Source organism: Pantoea sp. Seng (genome assembly GCF_009829935.1).
Classification (GTDB): domain Bacteria; phylum Pseudomonadota; class Gammaproteobacteria; order Enterobacterales; family Enterobacteriaceae; genus Pantoea; species Pantoea communis.
Genome location: NZ_SZZV01000012.1, coordinates 20,756 through 43,355, shown reverse-complemented (window position 1 = coordinate 43,355; position 22,600 = coordinate 20,756). Strand labels below are relative to the sequence as shown.

The 22,600-nt window shown below is 57.1% G+C and carries 21 protein-coding genes; 10 read left to right on the top strand and 11 right to left on the bottom strand.

What is annotated here, in order from left to right; genetic code table 11:
• Positions 1 to 88: 88 nt before the first annotated feature.
• The 6 genes from FD737_RS13950 to FD737_RS13925 all read left to right on the top strand — a co-directional run bounded on the left by FD737_RS13950 (position 89) and on the right by FD737_RS13925 (position 6,846).
• Positions 89 to 1,684, top strand: coding sequence for an ABC transporter substrate-binding protein (locus FD737_RS13950; protein WP_160833760.1), 1,596 nt, complete (start codon positions 89 to 91; stop codon positions 1,682 to 1,684).
• A complete protein-coding gene (locus FD737_RS13945; RefSeq protein ID WP_160833759.1) occupies positions 1,684 to 2,694 on the top strand; it encodes an ABC transporter permease in 1,011 nt (336 codons plus the stop codon). The genes FD737_RS13950 and FD737_RS13945 overlap by 1 nt, the downstream gene beginning before the upstream one ends.
• The gene (locus FD737_RS13940) at positions 2,691 to 3,590 is read left to right on the top strand and encodes an ABC transporter permease (RefSeq protein WP_058960683.1); all 900 of its coding nucleotides are present in this window, start codon (positions 2,691 to 2,693) and stop codon (positions 3,588 to 3,590) included. Before FD737_RS13945 ends, FD737_RS13940 begins: the two co-directional genes overlap by 4 nt.
• Positions 3,591 to 4,418: an ABC transporter ATP-binding protein gene (locus tag FD737_RS13935; protein ID WP_097119442.1), complete on the top strand. Its 828-nt coding sequence runs from the start codon at positions 3,591 to 3,593 to the stop codon at positions 4,416 to 4,418.
• 105 nt (positions 4,419 to 4,523) lie between these two features.
• Positions 4,524 to 5,264, top strand: coding sequence for an ABC transporter ATP-binding protein (locus tag FD737_RS13930; protein WP_160833758.1), 741 nt, complete (start codon positions 4,524 to 4,526; stop codon positions 5,262 to 5,264).
• A gap of 70 nt (positions 5,265 to 5,334) precedes the next feature.
• Entirely contained in the window at positions 5,335 to 6,846 is a 1,512-nt protein-coding gene (locus tag FD737_RS13925) for a serine hydrolase (protein WP_160833757.1), read from the top strand.
• A 72-nt stretch (positions 6,847 to 6,918) separates the two neighbouring features.
• Here FD737_RS13925 and FD737_RS13920 read toward each other — a convergent pair whose 3' ends face one another.
• From FD737_RS13920 to mntP, 10 genes are all read right to left on the bottom strand, one after another.
• The gene (locus FD737_RS13920) at positions 6,919 to 7,755 is read right to left on the bottom strand and encodes a fumarylacetoacetate hydrolase family protein (protein ID WP_160833756.1); all 837 of its coding nucleotides are present in this window, start codon (positions 7,753 to 7,755) and stop codon (positions 6,919 to 6,921) included.
• A 245-nt stretch (positions 7,756 to 8,000) separates the two neighbouring features.
• Positions 8,001 to 8,822, bottom strand: coding sequence for a M55 family metallopeptidase (locus tag FD737_RS13915; RefSeq protein WP_160833755.1), 822 nt, complete (start codon positions 8,820 to 8,822; stop codon positions 8,001 to 8,003).
• A gap of 208 nt (positions 8,823 to 9,030) precedes the next feature.
• A complete protein-coding gene (locus FD737_RS13910) occupies positions 9,031 to 10,077 on the bottom strand; it encodes a P1 family peptidase (RefSeq protein WP_160833754.1) in 1,047 nt (348 codons plus the stop codon).
• A 2-nt stretch (positions 10,078 to 10,079) separates the two neighbouring features.
• On the bottom strand, positions 10,080 to 10,964 hold the full coding sequence (locus FD737_RS13905; protein ID WP_097119447.1) for an ABC transporter permease subunit: 885 nt from the start codon (positions 10,962 to 10,964) through the stop codon (positions 10,080 to 10,082).
• Complete coding sequence (locus tag FD737_RS13900; protein ID WP_045814153.1) at positions 10,964 to 11,893, bottom strand: ABC transporter permease; 930 nt, start codon at positions 11,891 to 11,893, stop codon at positions 10,964 to 10,966. Before FD737_RS13900 ends, FD737_RS13905 begins: the two co-directional genes overlap by 1 nt.
• Before the next feature lie 73 nt (positions 11,894 to 11,966).
• Positions 11,967 to 13,508, bottom strand: coding sequence for a glutathione ABC transporter substrate-binding protein (locus FD737_RS13895; protein WP_160833753.1), 1,542 nt, complete (start codon positions 13,506 to 13,508; stop codon positions 11,967 to 11,969).
• A gap of 21 nt (positions 13,509 to 13,529) precedes the next feature.
• Positions 13,530 to 15,398 carry an ABC transporter ATP-binding protein gene (locus tag FD737_RS13890; protein WP_160833752.1) on the bottom strand — a complete coding sequence of 623 codons (1,869 nt, stop codon included), beginning with the start codon at positions 15,396 to 15,398 and terminating at the stop codon, positions 13,530 to 13,532.
• 15 nt (positions 15,399 to 15,413) lie between these two features.
• Positions 15,414 to 16,379 carry an N-acetyl-D-Glu racemase DgcA gene (gene dgcA, locus FD737_RS13885; RefSeq protein WP_160833751.1) on the bottom strand — a complete coding sequence of 322 codons (966 nt, stop codon included), beginning with the start codon at positions 16,377 to 16,379 and terminating at the stop codon, positions 15,414 to 15,416.
• 1 nt (position 16,380) lies between these two features.
• Positions 16,381 to 17,388, bottom strand: a complete 1,008-nt coding sequence (gene dgcN, locus FD737_RS13880) for an N-acetyltransferase DgcN (RefSeq protein WP_160833750.1) — start codon at positions 17,386 to 17,388, stop codon at positions 16,381 to 16,383.
• 441 nt (positions 17,389 to 17,829) lie between these two features.
• Entirely contained in the window at positions 17,830 to 18,402 is a 573-nt protein-coding gene (mntP, locus tag FD737_RS13875) for a manganese efflux pump MntP (RefSeq protein ID WP_058960691.1), read from the bottom strand.
• Between the two features lie 283 nt (positions 18,403 to 18,685).
• Between mntP and FD737_RS13870 the strand changes: the two genes are divergently transcribed.
• From FD737_RS13870 to FD737_RS13855, 4 genes are all read left to right on the top strand, one after another.
• A complete protein-coding gene (locus tag FD737_RS13870; protein ID WP_160833749.1) occupies positions 18,686 to 18,928 on the top strand; it encodes a DUF1158 family protein in 243 nt (80 codons plus the stop codon).
• A gap of 532 nt (positions 18,929 to 19,460) precedes the next feature.
• Positions 19,461 to 21,071: a malate dehydrogenase (quinone) gene (gene mqo, locus FD737_RS13865; RefSeq protein ID WP_160833748.1), complete on the top strand. Its 1,611-nt coding sequence runs from the start codon at positions 19,461 to 19,463 to the stop codon at positions 21,069 to 21,071.
• A 131-nt stretch (positions 21,072 to 21,202) separates the two neighbouring features.
• Positions 21,203 to 21,508 carry a type II toxin-antitoxin system HigB family toxin gene (locus tag FD737_RS13860; RefSeq protein WP_034820085.1) on the top strand — a complete coding sequence of 102 codons (306 nt, stop codon included), beginning with the start codon at positions 21,203 to 21,205 and terminating at the stop codon, positions 21,506 to 21,508.
• Positions 21,505 to 21,870 (top strand): type II toxin-antitoxin system HigA family antitoxin, encoded by a 366-nt coding sequence (locus FD737_RS13855; RefSeq protein ID WP_080748118.1) that lies wholly within the window; start codon positions 21,505 to 21,507, stop codon positions 21,868 to 21,870. Before FD737_RS13860 ends, FD737_RS13855 begins: the two co-directional genes overlap by 4 nt.
• Before the next feature lie 54 nt (positions 21,871 to 21,924).
• Here the strand turns inward: FD737_RS13855 and FD737_RS13850 are convergent, their stop codons facing one another.
• Entirely contained in the window at positions 21,925 to 22,512 is a 588-nt protein-coding gene (locus FD737_RS13850) for a LysE family translocator (RefSeq protein ID WP_160833747.1), read from the bottom strand.
• Positions 22,513 to 22,600: the final 88 nt, after the last annotated feature.

Genomic DNA, 22,600 nt, shown 5'->3' with positions numbered 1-22,600 from the left:
ATTAATCCTCTCGCACAGCGGGAAAGTCAAGACAAAAAACAGCAAAATAACTAAATTTAATTTTAATAATCAATAACTTGGAGTTGTCATGGTAACCAGAAGACGTTTTCTCGCAGGATGCGCCGCCGTCCCTGCTTTTTCCTATCTGAGTCTCAACACCGCCTTCGCTGATACGCCACCGAGTATGTTCGTGATGGCGATGCAGCTGGACAACATTACCAGCCTCGATCCCCATGAAAGCTTTGAAGCCACCGGCGGCCAGATTTGCGGCAACATGTATCAGCGCCTGGTCACGCCGGACCCGCAGAAAGCCGATAAAGTGATTGGCCAGTTGGCGAAGAGCTGGGATGTGAGCAGCGATAACAGCACCTATACCTTCCACCTCGACCCGGCAGCGAAATTCGCCGATGGCACAGCGCTCACCGCAGAAGATGTCGCCTATTCGATTGAACGTATCGTCAAGCTGGATAAAAGCCCGGCCTTTATCATTAACCAGTTTGGCTTCACTAAAGACAATGTGACGCAGATGGTCACGGCGAAAGGTGCGCATACCGTGGAGATGAAACTCGGTGCACCCGCAGCGGAAACCTTCCTGCTGTATTGCCTCTCCGCCACCGTTGGCAGCATCGTGTCGAAGAAGGCCTGTGAAGCCAATCAGCAGAACAACGATTTCGGTAATGCATGGCTGAAACAGCACAGCGCCGGTTCGGGTGCCTTCACTTTGCGCACCTGGAAAGCCAGTGAAACGGTGATCCTGGAACTGAGCCCGCTGTATGCCGACAAGAGCAAAATTAAGCGCGTGATCCTGAAGCACATCACCGACCCGGCTGCTCAGGCGCTGATGGTGAAGAAAGGCGACGTGGATGCGGCCTACGATCTCACCACCGAGCAGTTGTTGCAGGTGAAGAACGACAGCAACGTGTCGCTGGTGAATCAGTCGCTGTCAGCCATCATGCTGATGTCATGCAACACCAATAATGAATACCTGAAAAAGCCGCAGGTGTGGCAAGCCCTGAAGTGGGCGCTGGATTACGACAGCATCCAGAAGAACATTCTGTCGATGAGCTTTATTACCCATCAAAGCTTCCTGCCGAGCGGCTTCCCGGCAGCGCTGGACGACACGCCGTTCCATAAAGACGTGGCGAAAGCTAAGTCGCTGCTGGCGGAAGCGGGTTATCCCAATGGATTTGAGATCACCCTCGACCACTACTCAATGCAGCCGTATCCCGATATCGCTCAGGCGATCCAGACTCAGTTGGGTGCGATTGGCATCAAAGTGTCATTGATTGCCGCCGAAAACCGACAAGTGTTGACCAAGATGCGTGCGCGTCAGCATCAGCTGGCGCTGACCGTGTGGGGCGCGGACTATTTCGATCCAAACTCCAACACTGAAGCCTTCTGTGTGAATACCGACAACAGCGAAAATGCCCGTAGCCGCACGCTGGCCTGGCGCTGCAGCTGGTCAGATGAAGAGTTCAACAAACTGACTGAGCAGGCACTGCACGAGCCGGATCCGGCGAAGCGTATTGCCCTCTATCAGCAGATTCAGCAGTTGGGCCGTGAGAAAAGTCCGTTCATCTTCATGATGCAGAAGACCAAGAATGTCGCCTGTGGCAAAAACATCTCAGATGTGCACATGACGGTACTGGAGCAGTGGCCATACGATCAGGTGAAAAAAGCCTGATGCCTTTACTGAAGAAAATCGTCAGCACCCTGGGAAGCCTGGTGCTGACGCTGTTTGGTCTTTCTGTACTGACCTTCTTTATCGGCCGGGTGATGCCTACCGATCCGGTGCTGGCGGCGGTGGGCGATAACGCACCGCAGTCCGTGGTGGATCGCGTGCGCCTGGAAATGGGGCTGGATCAGCCCCTCTACATTCAGTTCGGCCACTACCTCAATCAACTGCTGCACGGCGATCTCGGGAAATCGGTTCTCACCTCAAACCCGGTGACCACCGATATTGCGCGCTTCTTCCCGGCGACCATGGAACTGGCGACTGCCGCGATTATTATCGCCGCGCTGGTCGGTATTCCGCTGGGTGTCTGGGCCGCCGTGCGCCAAAGCACCTGGGTCGATCAGACCATTCGCGTGGTGTGCCTCGCTGGACACTCACTACCGGTGTTTGTGCTGGCGCTGCTGAGCCTGCTGGTGTTCTACGCCGTGCTCGGCATTGCGCCGGGTCCAGGACGGCAGGACATCATCTGGCAGGATATGGTGCCGCAGGTCACCGGCTTTCTTACCATCGACTCATTGCTCGCCGGTGAAACGGATGCCTTCTGGGATGCGCTGGCACACATGGCGCAGCCGGTCTTGATCCTTGCCTACTTCAGCATGGCCTACATCACACGTATGACGCGCACCTTTATGCTCAATGCCTTGACCGGTGAATTTGTGATCACTGCGCGTGCGAAAGGGCTGTCATCGCGCCGGGTGATCTGGCGGCATGCCTTTCCGACCGTGGCGGTGCAACTGGTGACAGTGCTGGCGCTGACCTACGCCGGATTGCTGGAGGGCGCGGTCGTCACCGAAAACGTCTTCTCCTGGCCCGGCCTCGGCCAGTATCTCACCACCTCGCTGATGAACGCCGACATGAACCCGGTGGTCGGCGCCACGCTGCTGGTCGGCACCGTGTATGTGCTGCTCAATCTGCTGGCTGACCTTCTCTATCGACTTTGGGACCCACGCGTAAAATGATCTTCTTCTCTCGTGACTGGCTGCTGGACGATACGCCAGCCAATCGCCGTCAGGCGGTGTGGGGCCGACGCTATCGCTTGTGGCTCAGCCTGCGCAGCAACCCGCTGGCGATGGCCGGATTAGCAGTTATCGCCGTCATGCTGTTGCTGGCGCTATTTGCCCCGTGGCTGACGCCGTTTGATCCAGGCGCACAGCATCTGGAAAACCGTCTGGCGGCTCCTTCTGTCGCACACTGGCTCGGCACTGATGAACTCGGCCGCGATGTCTGGACGCGCATTATCTATGGCGGACGCACCACGCTTGGCATGGTGATCGCCGTGGTGCTGCTCACCGCCCCGCTCGGCCTGCTGATTGGCTGTATCGCGGGCTATGCCGGTGGCATTGTGGATAAGACGCTGATGCGTATCACCGACATCTTCCTCGCCTTCCCGCGTTTGATTCTGGCGCTGGCGTTTGTGGCCGCGCTGAAACCCGGCGTGGAGAGCGCGATTCTGGCAATTGCCTTAACCGCCTGGCCGCCGTACGCGCGTCTGGCGCGTGCCGAAACCATGCAGTTCCGCCACAGCGATTTTATCGCCGCCAGCCGACTTACTGGCGCGTCACCGCTGCGCATCATCCTGCGCCACATCATGCCGCTGTGCGTGCCGAGCCTGATTGTGCGCGTCACGCTGGATATGAGTTCCATCATCATCACCGCCGCCAGCCTTGGCTTCCTGGGGATGGGCGCGCAACCGCCTTCACCTGAATGGGGCACCATGATTGCCACCGCGCGCCGCTTCCTGTTCAGCGAATGGTGGGTGCCGCTGATGCCGTGTATCGCCATTTTCCTGACCTCACTGGCATTTAACTTTCTCGGCGACGGTCTGCGCGACGTGCTGGATCCTAAGGAGCGCTAAATGCTGGTGGAAATTGAAAACCTGCGCATTGCCTTCCGCAGTCGCACAGAGATCTTTGAAGCGGTACGCGGCGTCAGTTTTAGCGTGGGCCGCGAGAAGTTTGCCATTGTTGGCGAGAGCGGATCGGGCAAGTCGCTGACCGCACGCTGTTTGATGCAATTACTTCCGGGCAATGCGGAGGTGACCGCCGACGTATTGCGTTTTGACGGTATCGATCTGCGCGGCGCCAGTGAAAAAGTGCTGCGTCAGATTCGCGGCAAACGCGTGGGCTTCATCCTGCAGGACCCAAAATATTCACTCAATCCAGTGATGACCATTGGCCAGCAGATCGCAGAAGCCTGGCGCGAGCACAAAGGCGGCAGCCGTAAAGCGGCAATGCTGGCAGCGATTGATCTGCTGGAGCAGGTGAAAATTCGTGATGCTGCCGCGGTGGCGAAGCGCTATCCGCATGAGGTTTCCGGCGGGATGGGCCAGCGCGTGATGATTGCCATGATGCTGGCACCGGATCCGGAACTGCTGATCGCCGATGAGCCCACCAGCGCGCTGGATGCCACGGTACAGGCAGAGATCCTCAAGCTGATTGACGATCTGGTTTCCGCGCGCGGCATGGGGTTGATCCTGATCAGCCACGATCTGCCTTTGGTGTCGCACTTTTGCGATCGCGTGGCGGTGATGTACGCCGGGCGCATTGTCGAATTGCTGGACGCCGGGCAGTTACAGCAGGCTCAGCATCCGTATACGCGCGGCTTACTGGCCTGTTTGCCGTCGTTAAAACATCCGCGCGAGCGCTTACCGGTATTACAGCGCGATGCGGCGTGGCGGGAATAGCGCAATGCCCATCAACACGGTTATACCCCCATGCCCGCTTTACGCCCGCAGGATGCGTATGGATGCGTACCGTTCAACGAACGCACAGAATTTACAGGCGGCTTCATGATTGAAATTGATAACCTGCGCATCGCCTTTGGTGCGCATCAGGTAGTGAAAGGCGTCAGCTTCGCGGTCGCCAACGGCGAAAGCTTTGGCATGGTCGGCGAAAGTGGTTCGGGCAAATCCACCATTCTGCGCGCCCTCGCCGGACTCAATGCTGAGTGGCAAGGCAGCATGAAATTTGGCGGCATGGAACTGGGCGCCAAACGCAGCCGCGCGTTCTATCGCCAGGTGCAGATGGTGTTTCAGGATCCGTTTGGTTCGCTGCATCCGCGTCAAACCATCGACCGCATCCTGCATGAGCCGTTGCTGGTGCATCAGCTTGATCGCGCGGAACAGCGCATCAGCCAGGCGCTGAGCGAGGTCGGCTTACCGGCCGCTGTGCGTTTCCGCTATCCGCATCAGCTTTCCGGTGGTCAGCGTCAGCGCGTGGCGATTGCCCGCGCGTTGATTGCCGAGCCAGAAGTGCTGCTGCTGGATGAGCCCACGTCGGCGCTGGATGTGTCGGTGCAGGCGGAAATCCTGAATTTACTCAGCGATCTACGCACTGATCGCAAACTCACCTACATTATGGTGACGCATAACCTCGCGGTGGTGACCCATCTGTGCCAGCGCATTGGGGTGATGCAGCACGGTGAGATGGTGGAGCAATTGAGCGCGGAGGATTTACGCGCGCGCCGCATCCAGCATCCGCATACCGCTCAACTGTTTGATCTCAGCATGACGCTGGAGGAACCGGCATGACCGCGAACGGGCAACAGTCTGCTGATATCGCACCACTTTTCGATCTCAGCATGACGCTGGAGGAACCAGTATGACCGCGAACTGGCAGCAGGCCGCCGAGGTGGCGCAGCAGATAACACAAGGCTGGCAGCAGCCCGGCGCACCGGGTGGTGCGTTAGTCCTGTTTGATGCCCATCATATTCACTCGACACACTGTGCCGGTCTGGCCGATCTGGCGCAACAGACCCCCTTCGGCGCCGACAGCGTGGTGCGTTTTGCCTCGATAACCAAGCATCTGTTTGCCGCGCTGGTCACCGGGCCTGGCCGTCGCTACCTGCAACTCAACGATAAGCTGGTGCAGCATCTGCCGCAGCTAACAGGCGCCAACGGCCAGATCACTGTCGGCCAGGCGCTGGACATGAGCAGCGGCTTGCCCGATGTGCGTGAAACCCTGTCGCTGCTCGGCTTGTCGGTGTACAACGCCACCAGCGCTGCTGATCTGCTGGATTTTGTCGCACAGGAAGGCGATCTCAGTTATCCGCCGGGCAGCGAGATTTCATACACCAACACCGGCTACCGCCTGGTGGAAGAGGCGCTGAAAGCCAAAGGTGTGCTGTTCAACGATCTGCTGCAGCAATATATCTGCGAGCCGCTGGATATCAGTTTGGTCGCGCCGGAAACCTGGTTCGATATCGTGCCGGGACTGGTGCCGGGTTACTGGCAAAACGGCGCGCAGTGGCAGCTCTCCAGCGCTGGATTGCATCTTTCCGCCTCGGGCAGTGTAACCGGCAGCGTCAATCATCTGACGCGCTGGCTGCAAAGTCTGCTGGCGGACAGCGGACCCGGCGCGGGGGTGCTGCAACGCCTGAGCGCGCCACGCTATCTCAATGACGGCCGTACCAGCGGCTACGGGCTGGGTATCACCAGTTCCACGCTGGGCAGCCAGACGCTGTTCGGTCACGGCGGTTCGCATGCGGGTTATAAAAGCTATTTCCTGCTGCATCCGGAGCTGAAGCTGGGCGTAGCGATTGTTGCCAACCGTGAAGATGTGGCGACCTCAGAAAGTGCACTGCGGGTGATGGCGGCGCTGCTGGATCGCTCGCTGCCGGAGAAAGGGCATGATTTGACGCCGGGCTTATACGTGGCAGAAAACGCCGCCGACTGGCTGGAGATTCAGGGTGTGACCGCGACCTGGCTGGGTGCCGGTGAAACGCTGTGGCGCGCCGATCCTCATGGCGATGCAGTGTCGCTCTCCAGCACTTTCCCGATCAAGCTACGCCATGATGGTGAAGCGATTGTCGGTGAGATTGGTCATGCTCCACGCCGTTTTGTGCCGGTAGAGGCGGACAGCGCCAGCCTTGAGCATCTGCAAGGCCGCTGGTTTGCACATACCTGGCGCAGTCAAATGGTGATTGAGGGCGATCGCCTGATTATGGGCATCGGTCCGGCAGCGATTCATGCCAGTTTGCAATCGCTGGGCGGCGATCGCGTGCTCGCCACCGCGCAGGATGGCCCCTGGGAGAAACGTTTTGTGATCGCGCGTGAAGGTGACAAAGTGCGGCTGCTGTTGAATCGCAGCCGCGTGGTGAGATTTACGCGCTAAGCGGTCGTCGTCTGGTCAATTCAACACACATCAGTCAAAGCTGCCATTTTTATAAATGGCAGCCTTTTTTCTTTAAACCACTGTGTGGCGCAGACGACCAATTTTTTCGATCTCGACTTCAATCACATCGCCGGGGAACATAAACAGCGGTGGCGTGCGTTTTTTACCGACGCCGCCTGGTGAACCGGTGATGATCACATCGCCTGCTGACAGCGGGCTGAATGCCGAAATGTATTCGATGATTTTCGCCACCGGATGCACCATGCTGGCGGTGGTGTCGTTCTGCACTTCACGCTGATTCAGCCAGGTTTTGATCGCCAACTGCTGCGGATCGGGGATCTCATCTGAGGTGGTCATCCACGGACCAAAACCGCCAGTCTGCTGCCAGTTTTTTCCGGCGGTAAACCAGGTGAACTGCATGTCACGTACGGTGGCATCCATAAAGCAGCTGTAACCCGCAACGTGTTGCAGCGCATCGGCCGCTTTAACCTGATAGGCAGGCTTACCGATAATCACCGCCAGTTCACCTTCGTAATCAAATTCCTGGGTGGTGGCCGGTTTTAACAGCGGCTGCTCATGCCCCGCCAGGGAATCCGCGAAACGGACGAACAGCGTCGGCGCTTCGATAGTCTCGGCAAACTCTTTACGCTTGTCCGCGTAGTTCATGCCGACACAGAACACTTTCCCAGGATTTTCCACTACCGGAAGGAAACGAATGGCGCTGAATGGGTGATCTACTGGTTGAGAACGAAAGGCTTCCAGGTCGCTGACCGCGCCGCGTTGTAACAAAGATTTCAGGTCCGGGCATGCCGCGCCGAGGCGTGAACCGACGTCAATCACGCCCTCTTCCCGCACGATTCCGTAACTTTTTCTTTCCTGGTCAATAAGATAAAAACTGCAGAGCTGCATGACTGCCTCGTTGTTATATATAAATTGCGCGCAGGTTACCAAAAGCCAGCAGGAAATGCGGTACGACCTGCCAATAATGTGCCTAAGCGTTGATACGTGATTGCTAATCTATTGATTGCCATCCATGGCAACCCTACGAGCGTCTGCGGGGTACGCGGTCATGGCAACCCTACGAGCATCAGTTTGGTGCGCTGTCATGGCAACCTTCCGAGCATCTGTAGGGTGCGCATTCATGCGCACCAACATTACGACTGGGTGCTGGCCAGATAGGAGAATGCGCTTAACAGGCTGATCAGCGTGCCCATCTGCTCGGCACGATAGCTTACTGTCACGCCATCAATCCTGGTGACGCCGGGAATCAGACAGAACAGATCCGCCAGTACCGGTTTGCTGGCTTGTAACTGCATCTCATAAGGTGCGGTCAAACGCGTGGTGCTGACCTGGCGCGCACGCTGTACCGCCGCAGTAGCGGCGGCACGAATGGCGTTTTGTGCGGCTTGCGGGCTAATGGACTCCGCGCAGGTGTGGGAAATCGCGCGTTTTACGCAGACGTAATCCACCGACGGATAGTGTTCGGTGATCCAGCCTTGCAGTTGATCGTCCCCGCTCACCAGCCACAGCGGTGTACCCTGTTCGGCGGCGGCGGCAGCGTAGATATCGCTTTCACCCATCACTTTACCGTTGATATGGATGCGCCAAAACGCACGGCCGTTGATGGTGTGCGCCAGCACGCCGGGCTCGCCCGCCGCGCTGTGATAGCCGATAAAGAACAGGCCATCGAAGCGCTGCTGCTCAATGCCCTCCACCATCGACAAGCCACGCGGCTTGCCTTGCACCATGCGCGCGCGCGGATCGATGTTTTCCGCGCGCAGGTTGGTCATTTGCGCATGGCTGTCGGCCACCACCACTTCGGTGGCTCCGCCAGCGAAAGCACCGTCGATGGCGGCATTCACTTCCTGTTCCATCAGCCCGCGTGCCAGCTGGTGTTCCGCATGGCCGGGTGAGCACTGTTCCGGACGCATCACGCCCGCGATACCTTCAATGTCAGCAGAGATGAATATTTTCATAAGTCAGGCAAATTCCATGCGGGTTGGAACACGGTCGCCATAAATGGCGACACTACGGGGAACAGTGCGTCAAAGGCCGCTTTCAGGCTGACCACAGGCGCTGCTGTAAGAGGCGCCAAAAATGGCGACATTACGGTTAACTTAACGTCAGAGGCGGCATTCAAGCTGAACACAGGCGCTGCTGAAAGAGGCGCCATAAATGGCGGCCCTACGGTTTGGCCAATTCATCCAGCACCTGCGTCAGTGACGGACGATGATGGCCGCGAAAACCAGTGACCGCTTCGGCGCTTAATAGCGCATCCAGCACCGCGTGTTCAGTGGCATCAGCGGCGGCGGCAAGCAGCGGTTCCAGTGCCGCATCTTCCGGTGGGTTTGGCTGCGTTTGCGTGGAGAAGGCCACGGCAATATCGCCTGAACCATGTCCCCAATAACTGCCTAAACGGCCTAATCCGGCACCGGCGCGTTTAGCGATACGCTTAAGCTGGCGCGCATCCAGCGGCGCATCGGTGGCCATAATGATGATGATGGAGCCGGCATCGCGCTGCGGTGCCAATTCTGGCAGCAGCGGCCCAATCATGTCACCCATGCGCACACCATCCAGCGTGAACGCATTCAGTGCCCCAAAGTTAGCCAGCACCAGCACGCCCAACGTGGCACTCAGTGACGGAATTAAGCGCGATGCGCTGCCAATCCCGCCTTTCAAGCTGAAGCAGCTCATGCCACGTCCGGCACCGACGCTGCCACGGGCGAAATCGGCCTGCGCCGAATCGAGCGCGTCCTGCACCATGGCTTCGGTAACGGCCAGCGCCTGAATGTCATTCAGCCAGCCGTCGTTGCACTCCAGCGCCAGCGGATTGACGGTAGGCAAACTGCGACCCAACTCCGGGTTACGGCTGATGGCGTCACGCACCAGTGTGGTAAACAGCGTGCCGACTGCCAGCGTGTTGCTGAGCAAGATCGGCGTTTGCAGCACGCCCAACTCTTCGATTTGCACCAACCCGACCGGCTTGGCAAAGCCATTAAAGACCGCCGCGCCGCAGGGTAACGGCTTGAGAAACAGGTTATCGCCTGGCGGCACAATCGCCGTCACACCGGTTTGTCTCTCACCGTCTGCCAGCGTGTGATGGCCGACGCGCACGCCGGGCACATCGCTGATGCGGTTGGTGGCGCCGCAAGCACTGCGTGGTTGCCCGAGCTGGCGTTCAGTGCGCCAGCGTTGCAGCAGTAGATCACGCTGCAGTTGTTGAAAATCCATGTTTAGCTCTTCAGTTTGGGATCGAGCGTATCGCGCAGCGCATCACCCAGCAGGTTAAACGCCAGCACAGTAATGAAAATTGCCAGGCCGGGGAACACGCTGACGTGCCATAAACCGCCCATCATCATGCTGCGGCTCATCGCCAGGATATTCCCCCACTCCGGCACATCCGGTTCCGGGCCCAGGCCAATAAAGCTGAGGCCCGCTGCCGTTAGAATACTGGTGCCGATACGCATGGTGAAATAGACAATCACATTGGAGAGCGTGCCGGGCAGAATGTGGCGCAGCAGGATCACGCGATCGGGCGCACCGGCGCAGCGCACCGCTTCGACATACGCAGCCTGTTTGAGCGACAGCGTCGAGGCGCGCACGATGCGGGCAAAGACCGGCACGCTGAACACCGCCACGGCGATAATCACGTTATTCAGTCCCGGACCGAGAATCGCCACCACCGCAATCGCCAGCAGCATGCCGGGAAAGGCAAACAGCACGTCGGAACCGCGCATGATCAGCATGTCAATCCAGCGACCGTAATAGCCCGCCAGCAAGCCGAGCAGCACGCCCACCACCATGCCCAGCGTCACCGACAGTACGCCGACGTAAAGCGAGATGCGTGCGCCAAAGATGATGCGGCTCAACAGGTCGCGTCCCAGATCATCAGTACCCATCCAGTGTGCCGCTGAGGGCGGTGATGATAAGGCCATCCAGTCCGGTGCCATCGGGTCCCATGGTGCCAGCCAGGGCGCGAAGATCGCCACAATCACCAGCAGCAGTACAAAGCCGCCGGAGACCAGCGCCAGCGGATTACGCACAAAGGCGTGCAGGAAATCGCGCCACGGCGAGCGGATGGTTTGTGGTGTTGCGGCAGAGAGAGATTCTGTACTCATCACGACTCCTGTCGCAGGCGAATGGCTGGATTGACCACGGCATACAGCAGATCCACCAGCAGGTTAATCACAATAAATTCAAACACGAACAGCATCACCAGCGCCTGAATCACCGGCTGATCTTGTGCTTTGATCGACTCGATCAACAGCCAGCCCAAACCGGGCCAGTTGAAGACGCTCTCCACCACGATCGATCCGCCGAGCAGAAAACCGAACTGCAAGCCGAGCATGGTGATCACCGGGATCAGGGCATTACGCATTACGTGCTTCCACGTCACCAGCCGATTGCGCAGCCCTTTGGCTTTGGCGGTGCGCACATAATCTTCCTGCGCCACTTCGAGGAAGGCGGAACGAGTGAAGCGCGCCATCACGGCGGCCACCGAGGAACCCAAAGTGATAGCAGGCAGGATAATGTCGCTGGCCTTGTTGAACCCGCTCACCGAGAACAGGCCAAAGGGCATGGCAACGAACTGGATCAGCAACAGACCCAACCAAAAAGTGGGCATTGAGATGCCGCCGACGGCGACGCTCATCAATGTCCAGTCCTGCCATTTACCGCGTTTCAGTGCGGCCAGTACACCGAGAAACAGGCCGAGGATTACCGACCAGGCAAAGCCCGCCAGCGCCAGCCACAGGGTTGGCATAAAGCCTTGTTTGATCACTTGCAGCACCGGCTGTTGCGTGCGGTAAGTGACGCCGAGATCGCCACGTAGCAGCCCACCGATCCAGTTAACGTATTGCTGCGGCAGCGGATCGTTGAGTCCGAGATGCTGGCGCGCGGCTTCGACCGCTTCGATCGGGGCGTCTGGACCGGCGTAAATGCGCGCCGGATCGCCGGGTAGCAGCTTAATAAAGCCGAACACCAGCAGCGAGACCACCAGCAGGACAGGGATCATCTCCAGCAGCCGACGAATAATGTATGCGAACATGCGCTTCCTTTAAATTGGGGACGCCCTCTCCCGTTTGCAGGAGAGGGTTAGGGTGAGGGATTAACGCCCTGCCTTACTTAAATGCCGCCTGGGTGTAGAGGAAGTTGCCATCTGCCAGCATCGATACGCCGGTCAGGATGCTGCGCTTGCCCACCAGGTTATCTGGCGTGCCGAGGAAGGCGACGGGCGCATCTTTCCACAGCATTTTCTGGGCTTCCGCATAGGCTTCACCGCGCTTAGCCGGATCGGCGGTGGCTAACCCACCAGCAATGGCTTTATCCACATCCGGATTGCTGAAGTACGAAACGTTATACGAGGTCGGTACCCAGGATTCGGTGGCATACAGCGGGCGCAGCGCCCAGTCCGCATCACCGGTCGAGGTTGACCAGCCGCCGTAATAGAGGTCGAATTCGGCTGCTTTAGGATCCTTCACGCCCCACAGTTTGGCGTTGCGCGTACCGGAATCCATTGGCGTCACCGTGGCGCGAATGCCCACCGTTGCCAGCTGGGCTTTCAGCACCTGCGCCGCGCGCACGCTGGCGGTGGTGTTGGTGGTCCACAGTTTCAAATCCAGACCGTTCGGATAGCCGGCAGCTTTCAACAAGGCTTTGGCTTCATCCGGGGCGTAGTGATAATTCGGTTCGCTCTGCTTCTGATAGAACTGCACCCCTTCCGGCATCGCGGACGAAGCGGGTTTACCCATGCCAGCAAACGCCACTTTCAGCCACAGATTGCGGTCGATGGCGTAGTTGATCGCCTGACGCACGCGCACATCCGCCAATGGTTTGTGCTGAGTGTTGATCGCCATGTAGTAGAGATAAATACTCGGATCGCGCTGGATCGCTAATTTGCTGTCGCTCTGCACAGTCGCGATCAGATCCGACGGCAGCGGCCAGATCGCATCCACCTGTCCTGATTTCAGTGCGGCAACGCGGGTGGCATCTTCCGGACTTGGCGAGAAGGTCACTTTATCCACCTTCGGCCAGCCTTTCTGCCAGTAGCCATCATACTTCACCAGCGAAACGGCCTTGCCCGGCTGCCAGTCAACAAACTTGAACGGACCGGTGCCGACCGGATGCAGGCGCAGCTGTGCTTCTTCCGGGTACTGTTTGAGGATCGCCGGGCTCCACATCACCGCTGACGGGTGTGCCAGGGTGTTGATGAAAGCACCAAAGGATTGGTTGAGGTCAATTTTCACCTGATCCGGCGCCAGCACCGTGACGTTGGCAATCATCTTATACAGGCTGTTGCGCTTCAGGCCTTTGGTCTGATCGGCGAGGCGATCGAGGTTGGCCTTGACCGCTTCAGCATCAAACGGCGTACCGTCCTGGAAAGTGACACCTTTGCGCAGCGTCAGGGTAAATTCGGTGGCGTTGTCATTATTGGTATAACCGGTCGCCAGCCAGGGTTGCAGTTTCATCTGCGCATCGAACTGGAACAGGCGTTCAAAGATACCGCTCTGCACCGAATAGCTGACGTTATCCGAGGTATCGTGTGGATCGAGACCGGTGATATCGGCATACATCGAAATACGCAGATCCTGCGCCTGCGCGGCGGCAGCCAGCGCGAGGGTCAAGCCAAAAGCCAGTGACGAACGGCGAAAAAGGGTTTTCATGAAATCTCCTGGTATTGAGCGTTAGCGCGATGCAATGTCGTCAGCGACCCAGTGTTGCGGGGCAACCTGGCGATAACGGGGTTTGGTGACCGTTTCGCCCAACTTGCGCAGCGGCGAAGGAATTTCGCTATCTTCGAAAGTACGGGTCTGACGGTTCTGTGGATCGGCCACCGGCACCGAGGCCAGCAGACGTTGGGTATACGGATGTTGCGGTTGGTTGAACACCGACTGACGCGGGCCAAGCTCGACAATCTGGCCGAGATACATCACCGCCACGCGGTTAGCGATACGCTCCACCACCGCCATGTCATGCGAGATGAAAATCCACGCGACACCAGTCTGCTTTTGCAGGTCCATCATCAGGTTCACCACCTGCGCCTGGATCGAGACATCCAGTGCCGAGACGGCCTCATCGGCGATGATGACTTTCGGTTTCAAGGCCATGGCGCGGGCAATCGCAATACGCTGGCGCTGGCCGCCGGAAAACTCATGGGGATAACGCGTGGCATGTTCGGGCAACAGACCAACGCTTTTCAGCAAGGCTTCAACCTGCGGCGTGGCTTCTTCCAGCGATTTCACCAGACCGTGCAGCAGCAGCGGCTCGGCAATGGTGAAGCCCACGGTCAGACGCGGGTTTAAAGAGGCGTAGGGATCCTGAAATACCATCTGGATTTCGCGGCGCAGCGGTTGAAACTCCGCCTCTTTCAGATTAGCGATTTCATTGCCCTGGAAATGAATGCTGTCAGACTGACTCTTGATCAGGCGCATCAGCGCGCGGCCGGTAGTGGATTTGCCGCAGCCGCTCTCACCCACAATCGCCAGGGTTTCACCCGGCCACAGGCTGAAGTCGATCTGCTCCACCGCATGCACCTGATGGGTCAAGGCGGAAAAGATGCCACTGCGAATCGGGTAATAGACTTTTAAACCGCGCACATCCAGCAATGGCGTTTCGTCATAACGGGCGGTGCGCTGCTCACCGCTATCGGCGGGCTGAGTGGCACCCAACAGTGGGAAGCGCTGCGGCCAGCGTTGCTCGCGCATGTCACCCAGTTTCGGCACGGCAGCAAGCAGCGCTTTGGTGTAAGGATGCTGTGGCGCGTTGAAGATGTCCGCGACCGTCCCCTGTTCCACGACTTCGCCGCGCAGCATCACCACCACGCGGTCGGCAATTTCCGCCACCACGCCCATGTCATGGGTGATAAACAGCACTGCCATCTGCTTCTCGCGTTGCAGGTCGCGCAGGATGTGCAGAATGCGCGCCTGCACGGTGACGTCCAGCGCGGTAGTGGGTTCATCGGCAATCAGCAGCTGTGGATCGCACGCCAGCGCCTGCGCAATCATCACGCGCTGGCGCATGCCGCCTGACAGCGAGTGCGGGTAGCTTTTCATCACGCGATCGACATCGGCGATGCGCACCTGGCGCAGCAGTGCCCGCGCACGCGCATCCGCAGCGGCTTTGTCGCACATCTGATGGTCACGCAGTGCTTCCGTCAACTGATCGCCCACCCGCAGTACCGGGTTGAGCGAGGTCATCGGCTCCTGAAAAATCATCGCCATTTCGCGCCCGCGCAAGGTGCGGCGTTGGGTTTCATCCAGCGTTTCCAGCGTGTGGGCTTTACCCTGACGATCGCGGAACTGCATGCTGCCGCGATCGATACGGCCTGAAGCGGCCAGCAGGCCCATCACCGCCAGCGAAGTGACCGATTTGCCCGAGCCGCTTTCACCGACCACGGCGACGACTTCACCGGGATAAATGGCAAAACTGATGCCTTTCAGTGCCTGATTTACGCCGCTGCGGCCGCGAAACGAGACGCTAAGATCCTGTATCGCGAGTACCGGCGCGGGACCGGCAACGCTGGCGGCGTTGGGGGTAAGTAAAGTGTCCGTCATCGTTGCCTCTTGCGGTTACAGCCAGATTCGGCCTTGAGCGTAGGAAAGGAAGGGTGAGCTATCGGCGGCCAGCCAGATGGGGCCATCAAGATCCACGTGTTCTGCAGCAATCGCCACCGGCAGCGCAGCTTCCATTGCGAGTGAGGAGCCCAGCATGCAGCCGACCATCAGACGCATATCCAGCTTTTGCGCTTCTTCGACCATCGCTAAGGCTTCAGTCAGGCCGCCGCACTTATCCAGCTTGATGTTGATCATCTCGTAGCGATTACGCAGCTCGGCGATGTCTTCACGCGCGTGGCAACTCTCATCGGCGCACACCGGGATCGGGTGGTTAAACCGTTGCAGATCCTGGTCTTGTCCGGCAGGCAGCGGCTGTTCAACCATGGCGATGTTGTACGCTTGCAGCGCGATAAGCAGGCTTTGCAGATCGACGCCCGACCAGGCTTCGTTGGCGTCAATGATCAAGGTGGCACGTGGCGCAGCCTTTCTGATGGCCGCCACCTTCTCTAAAATCTCTTCACGATTCAGTTTGATTTTCAGCAGGATGGCACCACGCGATACGGCATCAGCCGCCGCAGCTGCCATGTTTTCGATGGAGTCGAGGCTTAAGGTCTCCGCCGTGATCACCGAAGGCGGTGCAGTGCGTTCGCACTGCTGCCACAGTGTCTGCTTCGCCAGCGCGGCATCAAGGCGCCACAGCGCACAGTCCAGCGCATTACGCGCTGAACCGGCAGATAAACGGCTTTGCAGATCGATTCGGCTTAAGCCCGCTTCGACATCCTTACGCATCACTTCCAGCTGCGCCTCGACGCTATCTGGTGTTTCATCGTAACGCGGTGTCGGCGTGCACTCGCCACGACCAATAAAGCCGTTCTGCTCCAGCGTGACGCGAATGACAGTGACGGCGGTACGCGTGCCACGCGAAATAGCGAAAGGACGCGCCAGCGGCAGCTCCAGCACTTCAATCTGCATGCGCCGCATCTTAGCCACGCTCCTGCAGCAGGGCGGCGATATCCGCGATACCAAAACGCACCGGATCGGTGGCCGGCACGCCGAATTCGGCGCTAACGTCCGCACAATAGGCGCGAGCTTCTTCTTCGCTGTAGTTGGAGGTGTTGATGGCAAAACCGGCCAGTTGCACATTATCGCTGGTGACATCGGCCGCGCGCAGGTTGGCCTCCACGCAATCTTTCAAACTCACCATCGGCTGATGCGGTAAATGACGCATGTGCGGACGGCCCATTTCGTGACACATCACCAGCCAGTGCGGCTGCGCACCGTGAATCAGACCCATGCTGACGCCCGCATAAGAAGGATGGAACAGCGAGCCCTGACCTTCAACGATATCCCAGTGGTCGGCATCATTGGCGGGTGACAGGGCTTCTACAGCACCGGCGATGAAATCGGCAATCACCGCATCAATCGCGATGCCTTCACCAGCAACCAGAATGCCGGTTTGTCCGGTGGCGCGGAAATCCGCCTTCATGCCGCGTTCACGCATTGCCGCTTCCAGCGCCAGCGAGGTGTACATCTTGCCGACTGAGCAGTCCGTACCGACAGTAAGTACACGCTTACCTGTACGCTTTTTACCGCTGCCAACATTCAGTTTTGGACGCATATGGCGCAGGTCAAACAGCTCAACGCCAAACTCCTGGGCTAACGCCACCAACTCTGGCTCATCTACCAGGCGATGGTGCAAGCCGCTCGCCACGTTCATGCCCGCTTTGATCGCGCCTTTAACGGTATCAAGCCAGTGCTCCGGCAGATAACCACCGGCATTGGCGGTGCCCAGTACCAGCGTTTTCGCGCCACGTTCTTTTGCCGTGGCGATATCGAGTACGTCCAGACCTAAGCTGACAGTACAGCCCGGCAGTTTAATTTCGCCGACGCACTGCTCAGGGCGCCAAACGTGAATGCCGCGCGCCGTTTTAGCGGCCAGTGGATCGGTGACATCGCCAAGGAACAATAAATAGGGTTGAGGGATCAGCATGATGTTTCTCGTTTCAGACGGGTTAGAGGGTCTGAATCGACTATTCCATGCGGGTTAAGAGGTGACGAATGCTTGTTTGGTAGCGGGGTATAACATCAGGCTATAGCCAGATCCAAAACTGATGGTTAAGGGTACTAAGCCATTGATAGAGAGAAAATTCGAGTCGATATTGAGCGGGGGAGATAAGAAAATCATTGATAACCACAGGTCGATCCCTGACCGCGATTATCGAGGGTATAAGTGCGATTAATGCAGTGCGCCTGGTGGGACGTGCTTGAAAGTCTCAACATATGCACGAAACACGTAGCGGAAAAAACGTTTCATTGGATACCTGGCTCAAAAATTGTTGAAGAAATACGCGAAAAGTATAACTAACGCGCGTTTTTCACGCAATTATTTTTGAGCCAGATCACAAAATGAGGGGTTTGGCAGATGCCTGAATTAGCCGAAGAGGTTGAGATGTTGATTAAGGATGGTGCAGCCGATGCTGATCAGTACCAGTCCACCCAGCACTTCCGCCCATTTACCCATCACCGGACCGATAAAGCGACCCACCATCACGCCAGTCGTGGCCATGATGGTGGTAGCGGCACCAATGGTCAGCGCGGTAAGCACAATATTCACCTGCAGGAATGCCAGGCCGACGCCCACCGCCAGCGCATCAAGACTGGTAGCCACCGCGGTCAATGCTAAGACCATAAAGCCATGACGCTGTGGTGCTTCGCAGGGTTCATCCGCCGTCTGACGGAAACCTTCCATCATCATGCGGCCGCCAAGAACGGTTAACAGGGCAAAGGCCACCCAGTGATCCCATGCCATGATGTAGCGACTGGCCGCCAGGCCAATTGCCCAGCCAATCAGCGGCGTCAGCATTTCAATCACACCAAAGATCAGGCCGGTGCGCAGCGCTTCTTTGAAGTTCGGGCGATGCAGCGACGCGCCTTTACCCAGTGCTGCGGCGAAAGCGTCCATCGACATACCAAAGGCCAGAATCAGAGTTGCGATAAATGTCATGGGTTTTCAATCAATGCCGCGAAAAATGCCTTCAAGCGAGCGATTTTCCGCATCTATTGTTCAGTAATGAAAAAGTGCGCGCAGTCTAGCACGCAAAATCACCAAAAAAAAGACAGTAAAATCATGGATTTAAGTATAGCAAAGGCTATAACTCTTAACTTGCGCTATTTATGACGCTAAGTGGATGGAATAGAAGAATTTTCTTAGGGTGACCAGGCACAGGGATTGCACGCCAGCACGCTTTTATGCGCTAATGCCCGCGCTAATTGATAGGAAACCTGCGATGAAAAACCCGTTTGAAACGCTGATTATCCCTGGCGGAATCCTGCTGCTGGGCTTTCTCTCCGCGCTGCTATTGCCCGCGCCGCAATTCGGCCTGGAATTATCCAGACGGATTCAGGAGATGCTGCATTTGCAGGACCTGAATCAGCTCTACACTATCGTGTTTTGCCTGTGGTTCCTGCTGCTGGGCGCGATTGAATTTTTTGTCATCCGCTTTGCATGGCGTCTGCTCGCTAAGAAGTGATCCCCCACCGCCGCGTAATGCATTTTTCCTCTGACCTCTGTCTGCCGCGGCGGAGAAATTAATACCCACAAAAATGTAACATTAGTTTTACACGATCTGGCGAAATATCACGCAACATAAAAACCGCATAAATAATCAATTCATCACAAATTCAATTTTATCATGCAGTTAAGATGTGACGCCGCTCACTCTCTGAACATTACCCTGTGCATTCCTCTCACAATATCGCAACAACTGCATTACCATAACCCTCTGATTAAGGGATAAAAATCCCTTATGACGGCGGGGTCGAGCTGATTAATTCTTATGCTGAATCATTTCGGCCTTTAAAAAATAAACAAACGTTTAATTCCGATACGAGAATGTTATATTCAAATGCATATGCATAACGTGCAGTTAACCGTTATCGTCCCCTGACTTAAACCTGAGTCTTAACCTTTGAGAAATAGCGCGACGCGCTCGAAAGAAGCGTGGCTGTTTCGCCTGCGAACCTGTTGAACTTCAGGTCAACAGAGAGAGGAGATGTCGCCTCATGAGTACTACTGCGGTAAACCTGGCGCTCGCCGCCGCTGGTATGGATAGCGCAAACCTTCAGGAACGAAAGGATGTCGACGTACTGCTGATCGGCGCAGGCGTGATGAGTGCCACCCTTGGCGCATGGCTGCAGGATCTGGAGCCGGACTGGTCGATTGAGATGGTGGAACGCCTCGACGATGTCGCGGTGGAATCCTCCAATGGCTGGAATAATGCCGGGACCGGTCACGCTGCGTTGGCCGAGCTGAACTATACGCCGCAGAAGGCGGATGGCAGCATCGACATTGCAAAAGCGGTGGCGATCAACGAATCGTTCCAGATTTCTCGTCAGTTCTGGGCGTACCACGTTCAGAAAGGCAACCTGCGCAATCCAAAAAGCTTTATCCACAGTACGCCGCACATGAGCTTCGTCTGGGGCGACGATAACGTTGAGTTCCTGCGCAAACGTTTCCAGGCGCTGCAAAAAAGTACCCTGTTCCGTGGCATGAACTATTCAGAAGATCGCGACCAGATCACCCAGTGGATTCCGCTGGTGATGAACGGCCGTGACAGCAAACAGAAAGTGGCCGCCACCTGGACCGAAATGGGCACCGACGTCAACTTCGGTGAAGTAACGCGTCAACTGATTGCCTCTTTACAGAAGAAAGCCAATTTCCGCCTGCGTCTGCGTCAGGAAGTGCGTGATATCAAGCGCCTGAGCGATGGCCGCTGGCAGGTGACGCTGCACAATCTGGCCAGCGGTGAAAATCGCCTGCTGACCACGCGCCAGCTGTTTATCGGTGCGGGCGGTGCGGCGTTGCCACTGCTGCAAAAATCCGGCATTCCGGAAGTAAAAGGCTACGCCGGTTTCCCGGTGGGCGGTTCCTTCCTCGTGACCGAGAATCCTGAAGTGGTGCAGCAGCACATGGCGAAGGTGTACGGTAAAGCCAGCGTGGGCGCACCGCCGATGTCGGTACCGCACGTCGATACTCGCGTGCTGGATGGCAAGCAGGTTCTGCTGTTTGGCCCGTTCGCCACCTTCTCGACCAAATTCCTGAAACAGGGTTCGCTGCTGGATATGTTCGGCGCGATGAACGGCAGCAACCTGTTGCCAATGATGCAGGTTGGCCTGAAGAGTTTTGACCTGGTGAAATACCTGGTCGATCAGGTGCTGCAAAGCGACGACGATCGTATGGAAGCGCTGCGTGCTTATGTTCCGCAGGCGAAACAGGAAGACTGGCGTTTAGTCACTGCCGGCCAGCGTGTGCAAATCATCAAGAACGATGAGCAAGAGGGCGGCGTGCTGCGTTTGGGTACAGAAGTCGTGACCTCTGAAGATGGTTCGATTTCTGCCCTGCTCGGCGCATCACCGGGTGCGTCTACTGCGGCGCCGATTATGCTGGAGCTGATGGCGAAAGCCTTCCCAGAGCAGATGCGTTCACCTGAGTGGCAGACCAAAATCCGCGCGGTGATCCCAACCTGGGGCCGTAAGATGAACGGTGATGTGGCGCTGACCGAGAAGATTCTGGCGGAAACCAGCCGCGTACTGCAACTCGACTACGCACCGATCGTTACGCCAGACGCGGCGAACGACGAAGCCCGCGAGACGGCGCACGTGGTGGGGAAGTAACCAGGCAATCCTGATTGCCGTGAATAATGATAAGGCCGCGCAAGCGGCCTTTTTTATGGCTAAATGCGAGAAATGTCCCAAATTGGGATATAAGTTTGCTATAGTCCCAAGGCGGGACTAAGATGCGCGACATGAGAATCATATCGGTACGGACACTCAGGGAGTTCATGACGGCGAACCCCGACTCAGCTCAGCCGTTGAGAGCCTGGATTGATGAAGCGCAAAAGACCAATTGGTTAAATCCAGCAGACATCAAGGATCAATACCGCAGCGCCAGCATTTTGAAAGGCAGTCGCGTGGTATTTAACATTAAGGGAAATGATTATCGACTGGTTGCGGCCATCGCTTACCCGCAGAAGCTGATTTTTATAAAATTTATCGGCACACACCGGGAATACGATGCCATTGACGCAAACACAGTGGAGCAACGTAAATGACACTGACCATTAAACCCATTCGCAACGAACTTGATTACGAAGCGGCCCTGGAGGCCATCTCTCCGCTCTTTGATGATGTGCCTGAGCTGGGCACGCCAGAAAGCGATTATATGATTGTGATGAGCATGCTGATCGAAGCGTGGGAGAAAGAGCACTACCCTATTGAAGCTGCCGATCCGATTGAGGCGATTAAATTTCGTATGGAACAACAGGGATTGACTGCCAAAGATCTGGAGCCTGCCATAGGCCGACGTAATCGCGTCTATGAAGTGTTAAACGGCAAACGCTCTTTGTCTCTGGAGATGATTCGCAATCTGCACAAGCAGTTTGGCATTCCTTTAGAGAGCCTGGTGGGTCTCTAAAATTGCAGGGGCGCCAATGATAGCGCCCCATTTGCTTCCATTGCATGCTTGGTTTTAGCTCAGCAGTACCGCGTCGTACAGCATCCAGGCCGTGGTGGCCACCAGCGACATTGCCATCAAACTGTTAAACGCCTGACGTTTCCACGCCACTTGCAGATGACTGCGCAGACGATCCCCCATCGCGGCCCAGATCAGGATGCAGGGCAGATTCAATGCAGCAAACCCCAGCAATACCGTGATAACGCCGTTGCTGTTGGCGTACATCAGCGCCACGTTAGTCACCATCAGCCAGGCTTTGGGATTCACCGCCTGAAAACAGATGCCGCCCACTAGCGTCATCGGGCGCGGACGCTCACGCGCTTCTGGCGCTGCGGCACGAAAGATTTTCCATGACAGCCAGAGTAAGTAACTGCATCCCACCACCGTGAGTGGTAAACGAATGGATGCCATCCAGTGCAGCAACACATCCAACGCCATACTTGCCAACAGCATCTGTATCGCACAGCCCACCAGAATGCCAAACAGCATCGGCAAGGTGCGCCTGAAACCAAAATTGACGCCTGATGTGGCGAGCAGCAGGTTGTTCGGGCCGGGGGTGATCGACATCACCGTGACGTAGCTGAAGAATGAAGGGTCGAGCATGATGCGCTTCCTGATGGTCCAAAGTTAACATCATGCTAATGCGTACCGGGCAATGGCAACAGAGACACAAAACCACTATTGTAATGGA

Coding starts and splice junctions, on each gene's coding strand:
- FD737_RS13950 (WP_160833760.1), top strand. CDS start 89: ATGGTAACCAGAAGACGTTTTCTCGCAGGATGCGCCGCCGTCCCTGCT.
- FD737_RS13945 (WP_160833759.1), top strand. CDS start 1,684: ATGCCTTTACTGAAGAAAATCGTCAGCACCCTGGGAAGCCTGGTGCTG.
- FD737_RS13940 (WP_058960683.1), top strand. CDS start 2,691: ATGATCTTCTTCTCTCGTGACTGGCTGCTGGACGATACGCCAGCCAAT.
- FD737_RS13935 (WP_097119442.1), top strand. CDS start 3,591: ATGCTGGTGGAAATTGAAAACCTGCGCATTGCCTTCCGCAGTCGCACA.
- FD737_RS13930 (WP_160833758.1), top strand. CDS start 4,524: ATGATTGAAATTGATAACCTGCGCATCGCCTTTGGTGCGCATCAGGTA.
- FD737_RS13925 (WP_160833757.1), top strand. CDS start 5,335: ATGACCGCGAACTGGCAGCAGGCCGCCGAGGTGGCGCAGCAGATAACA.
- FD737_RS13920 (WP_160833756.1), bottom strand. CDS start 7,755: ATGCAGCTCTGCAGTTTTTATCTTATTGACCAGGAAAGAAAAAGTTAC.
- FD737_RS13915 (WP_160833755.1), bottom strand. CDS start 8,822: ATGAAAATATTCATCTCTGCTGACATTGAAGGTATCGCGGGCGTGATG.
- FD737_RS13910 (WP_160833754.1), bottom strand. CDS start 10,077: ATGGATTTTCAACAACTGCAGCGTGATCTACTGCTGCAACGCTGGCGC.
- FD737_RS13905 (WP_097119447.1), bottom strand. CDS start 10,964: ATGAGTACAGAATCTCTCTCTGCCGCAACACCACAAACCATCCGCTCG.
- FD737_RS13900 (WP_045814153.1), bottom strand. CDS start 11,893: ATGTTCGCATACATTATTCGTCGGCTGCTGGAGATGATCCCTGTCCTG.
- FD737_RS13895 (WP_160833753.1), bottom strand. CDS start 13,508: ATGAAAACCCTTTTTCGCCGTTCGTCACTGGCTTTTGGCTTGACCCTC.
- FD737_RS13890 (WP_160833752.1), bottom strand. CDS start 15,398: ATGACGGACACTTTACTTACCCCCAACGCCGCCAGCGTTGCCGGTCCC.
- dgcA (WP_160833751.1), bottom strand. CDS start 16,379: ATGCGGCGCATGCAGATTGAAGTGCTGGAGCTGCCGCTGGCGCGTCCT.
- dgcN (WP_160833750.1), bottom strand. CDS start 17,388: ATGCTGATCCCTCAACCCTATTTATTGTTCCTTGGCGATGTCACCGAT.
- mntP (WP_058960691.1), bottom strand. CDS start 18,402: ATGACATTTATCGCAACTCTGATTCTGGCCTTTGGTATGTCGATGGAC.
- FD737_RS13870 (WP_160833749.1), top strand. CDS start 18,686: ATGAAAAACCCGTTTGAAACGCTGATTATCCCTGGCGGAATCCTGCTG.
- mqo (WP_160833748.1), top strand. CDS start 19,461: ATGAGTACTACTGCGGTAAACCTGGCGCTCGCCGCCGCTGGTATGGAT.
- FD737_RS13860 (WP_034820085.1), top strand. CDS start 21,203: ATGAGAATCATATCGGTACGGACACTCAGGGAGTTCATGACGGCGAAC.
- FD737_RS13855 (WP_080748118.1), top strand. CDS start 21,505: ATGACACTGACCATTAAACCCATTCGCAACGAACTTGATTACGAAGCG.
- FD737_RS13850 (WP_160833747.1), bottom strand. CDS start 22,512: ATGCTCGACCCTTCATTCTTCAGCTACGTCACGGTGATGTCGATCACC.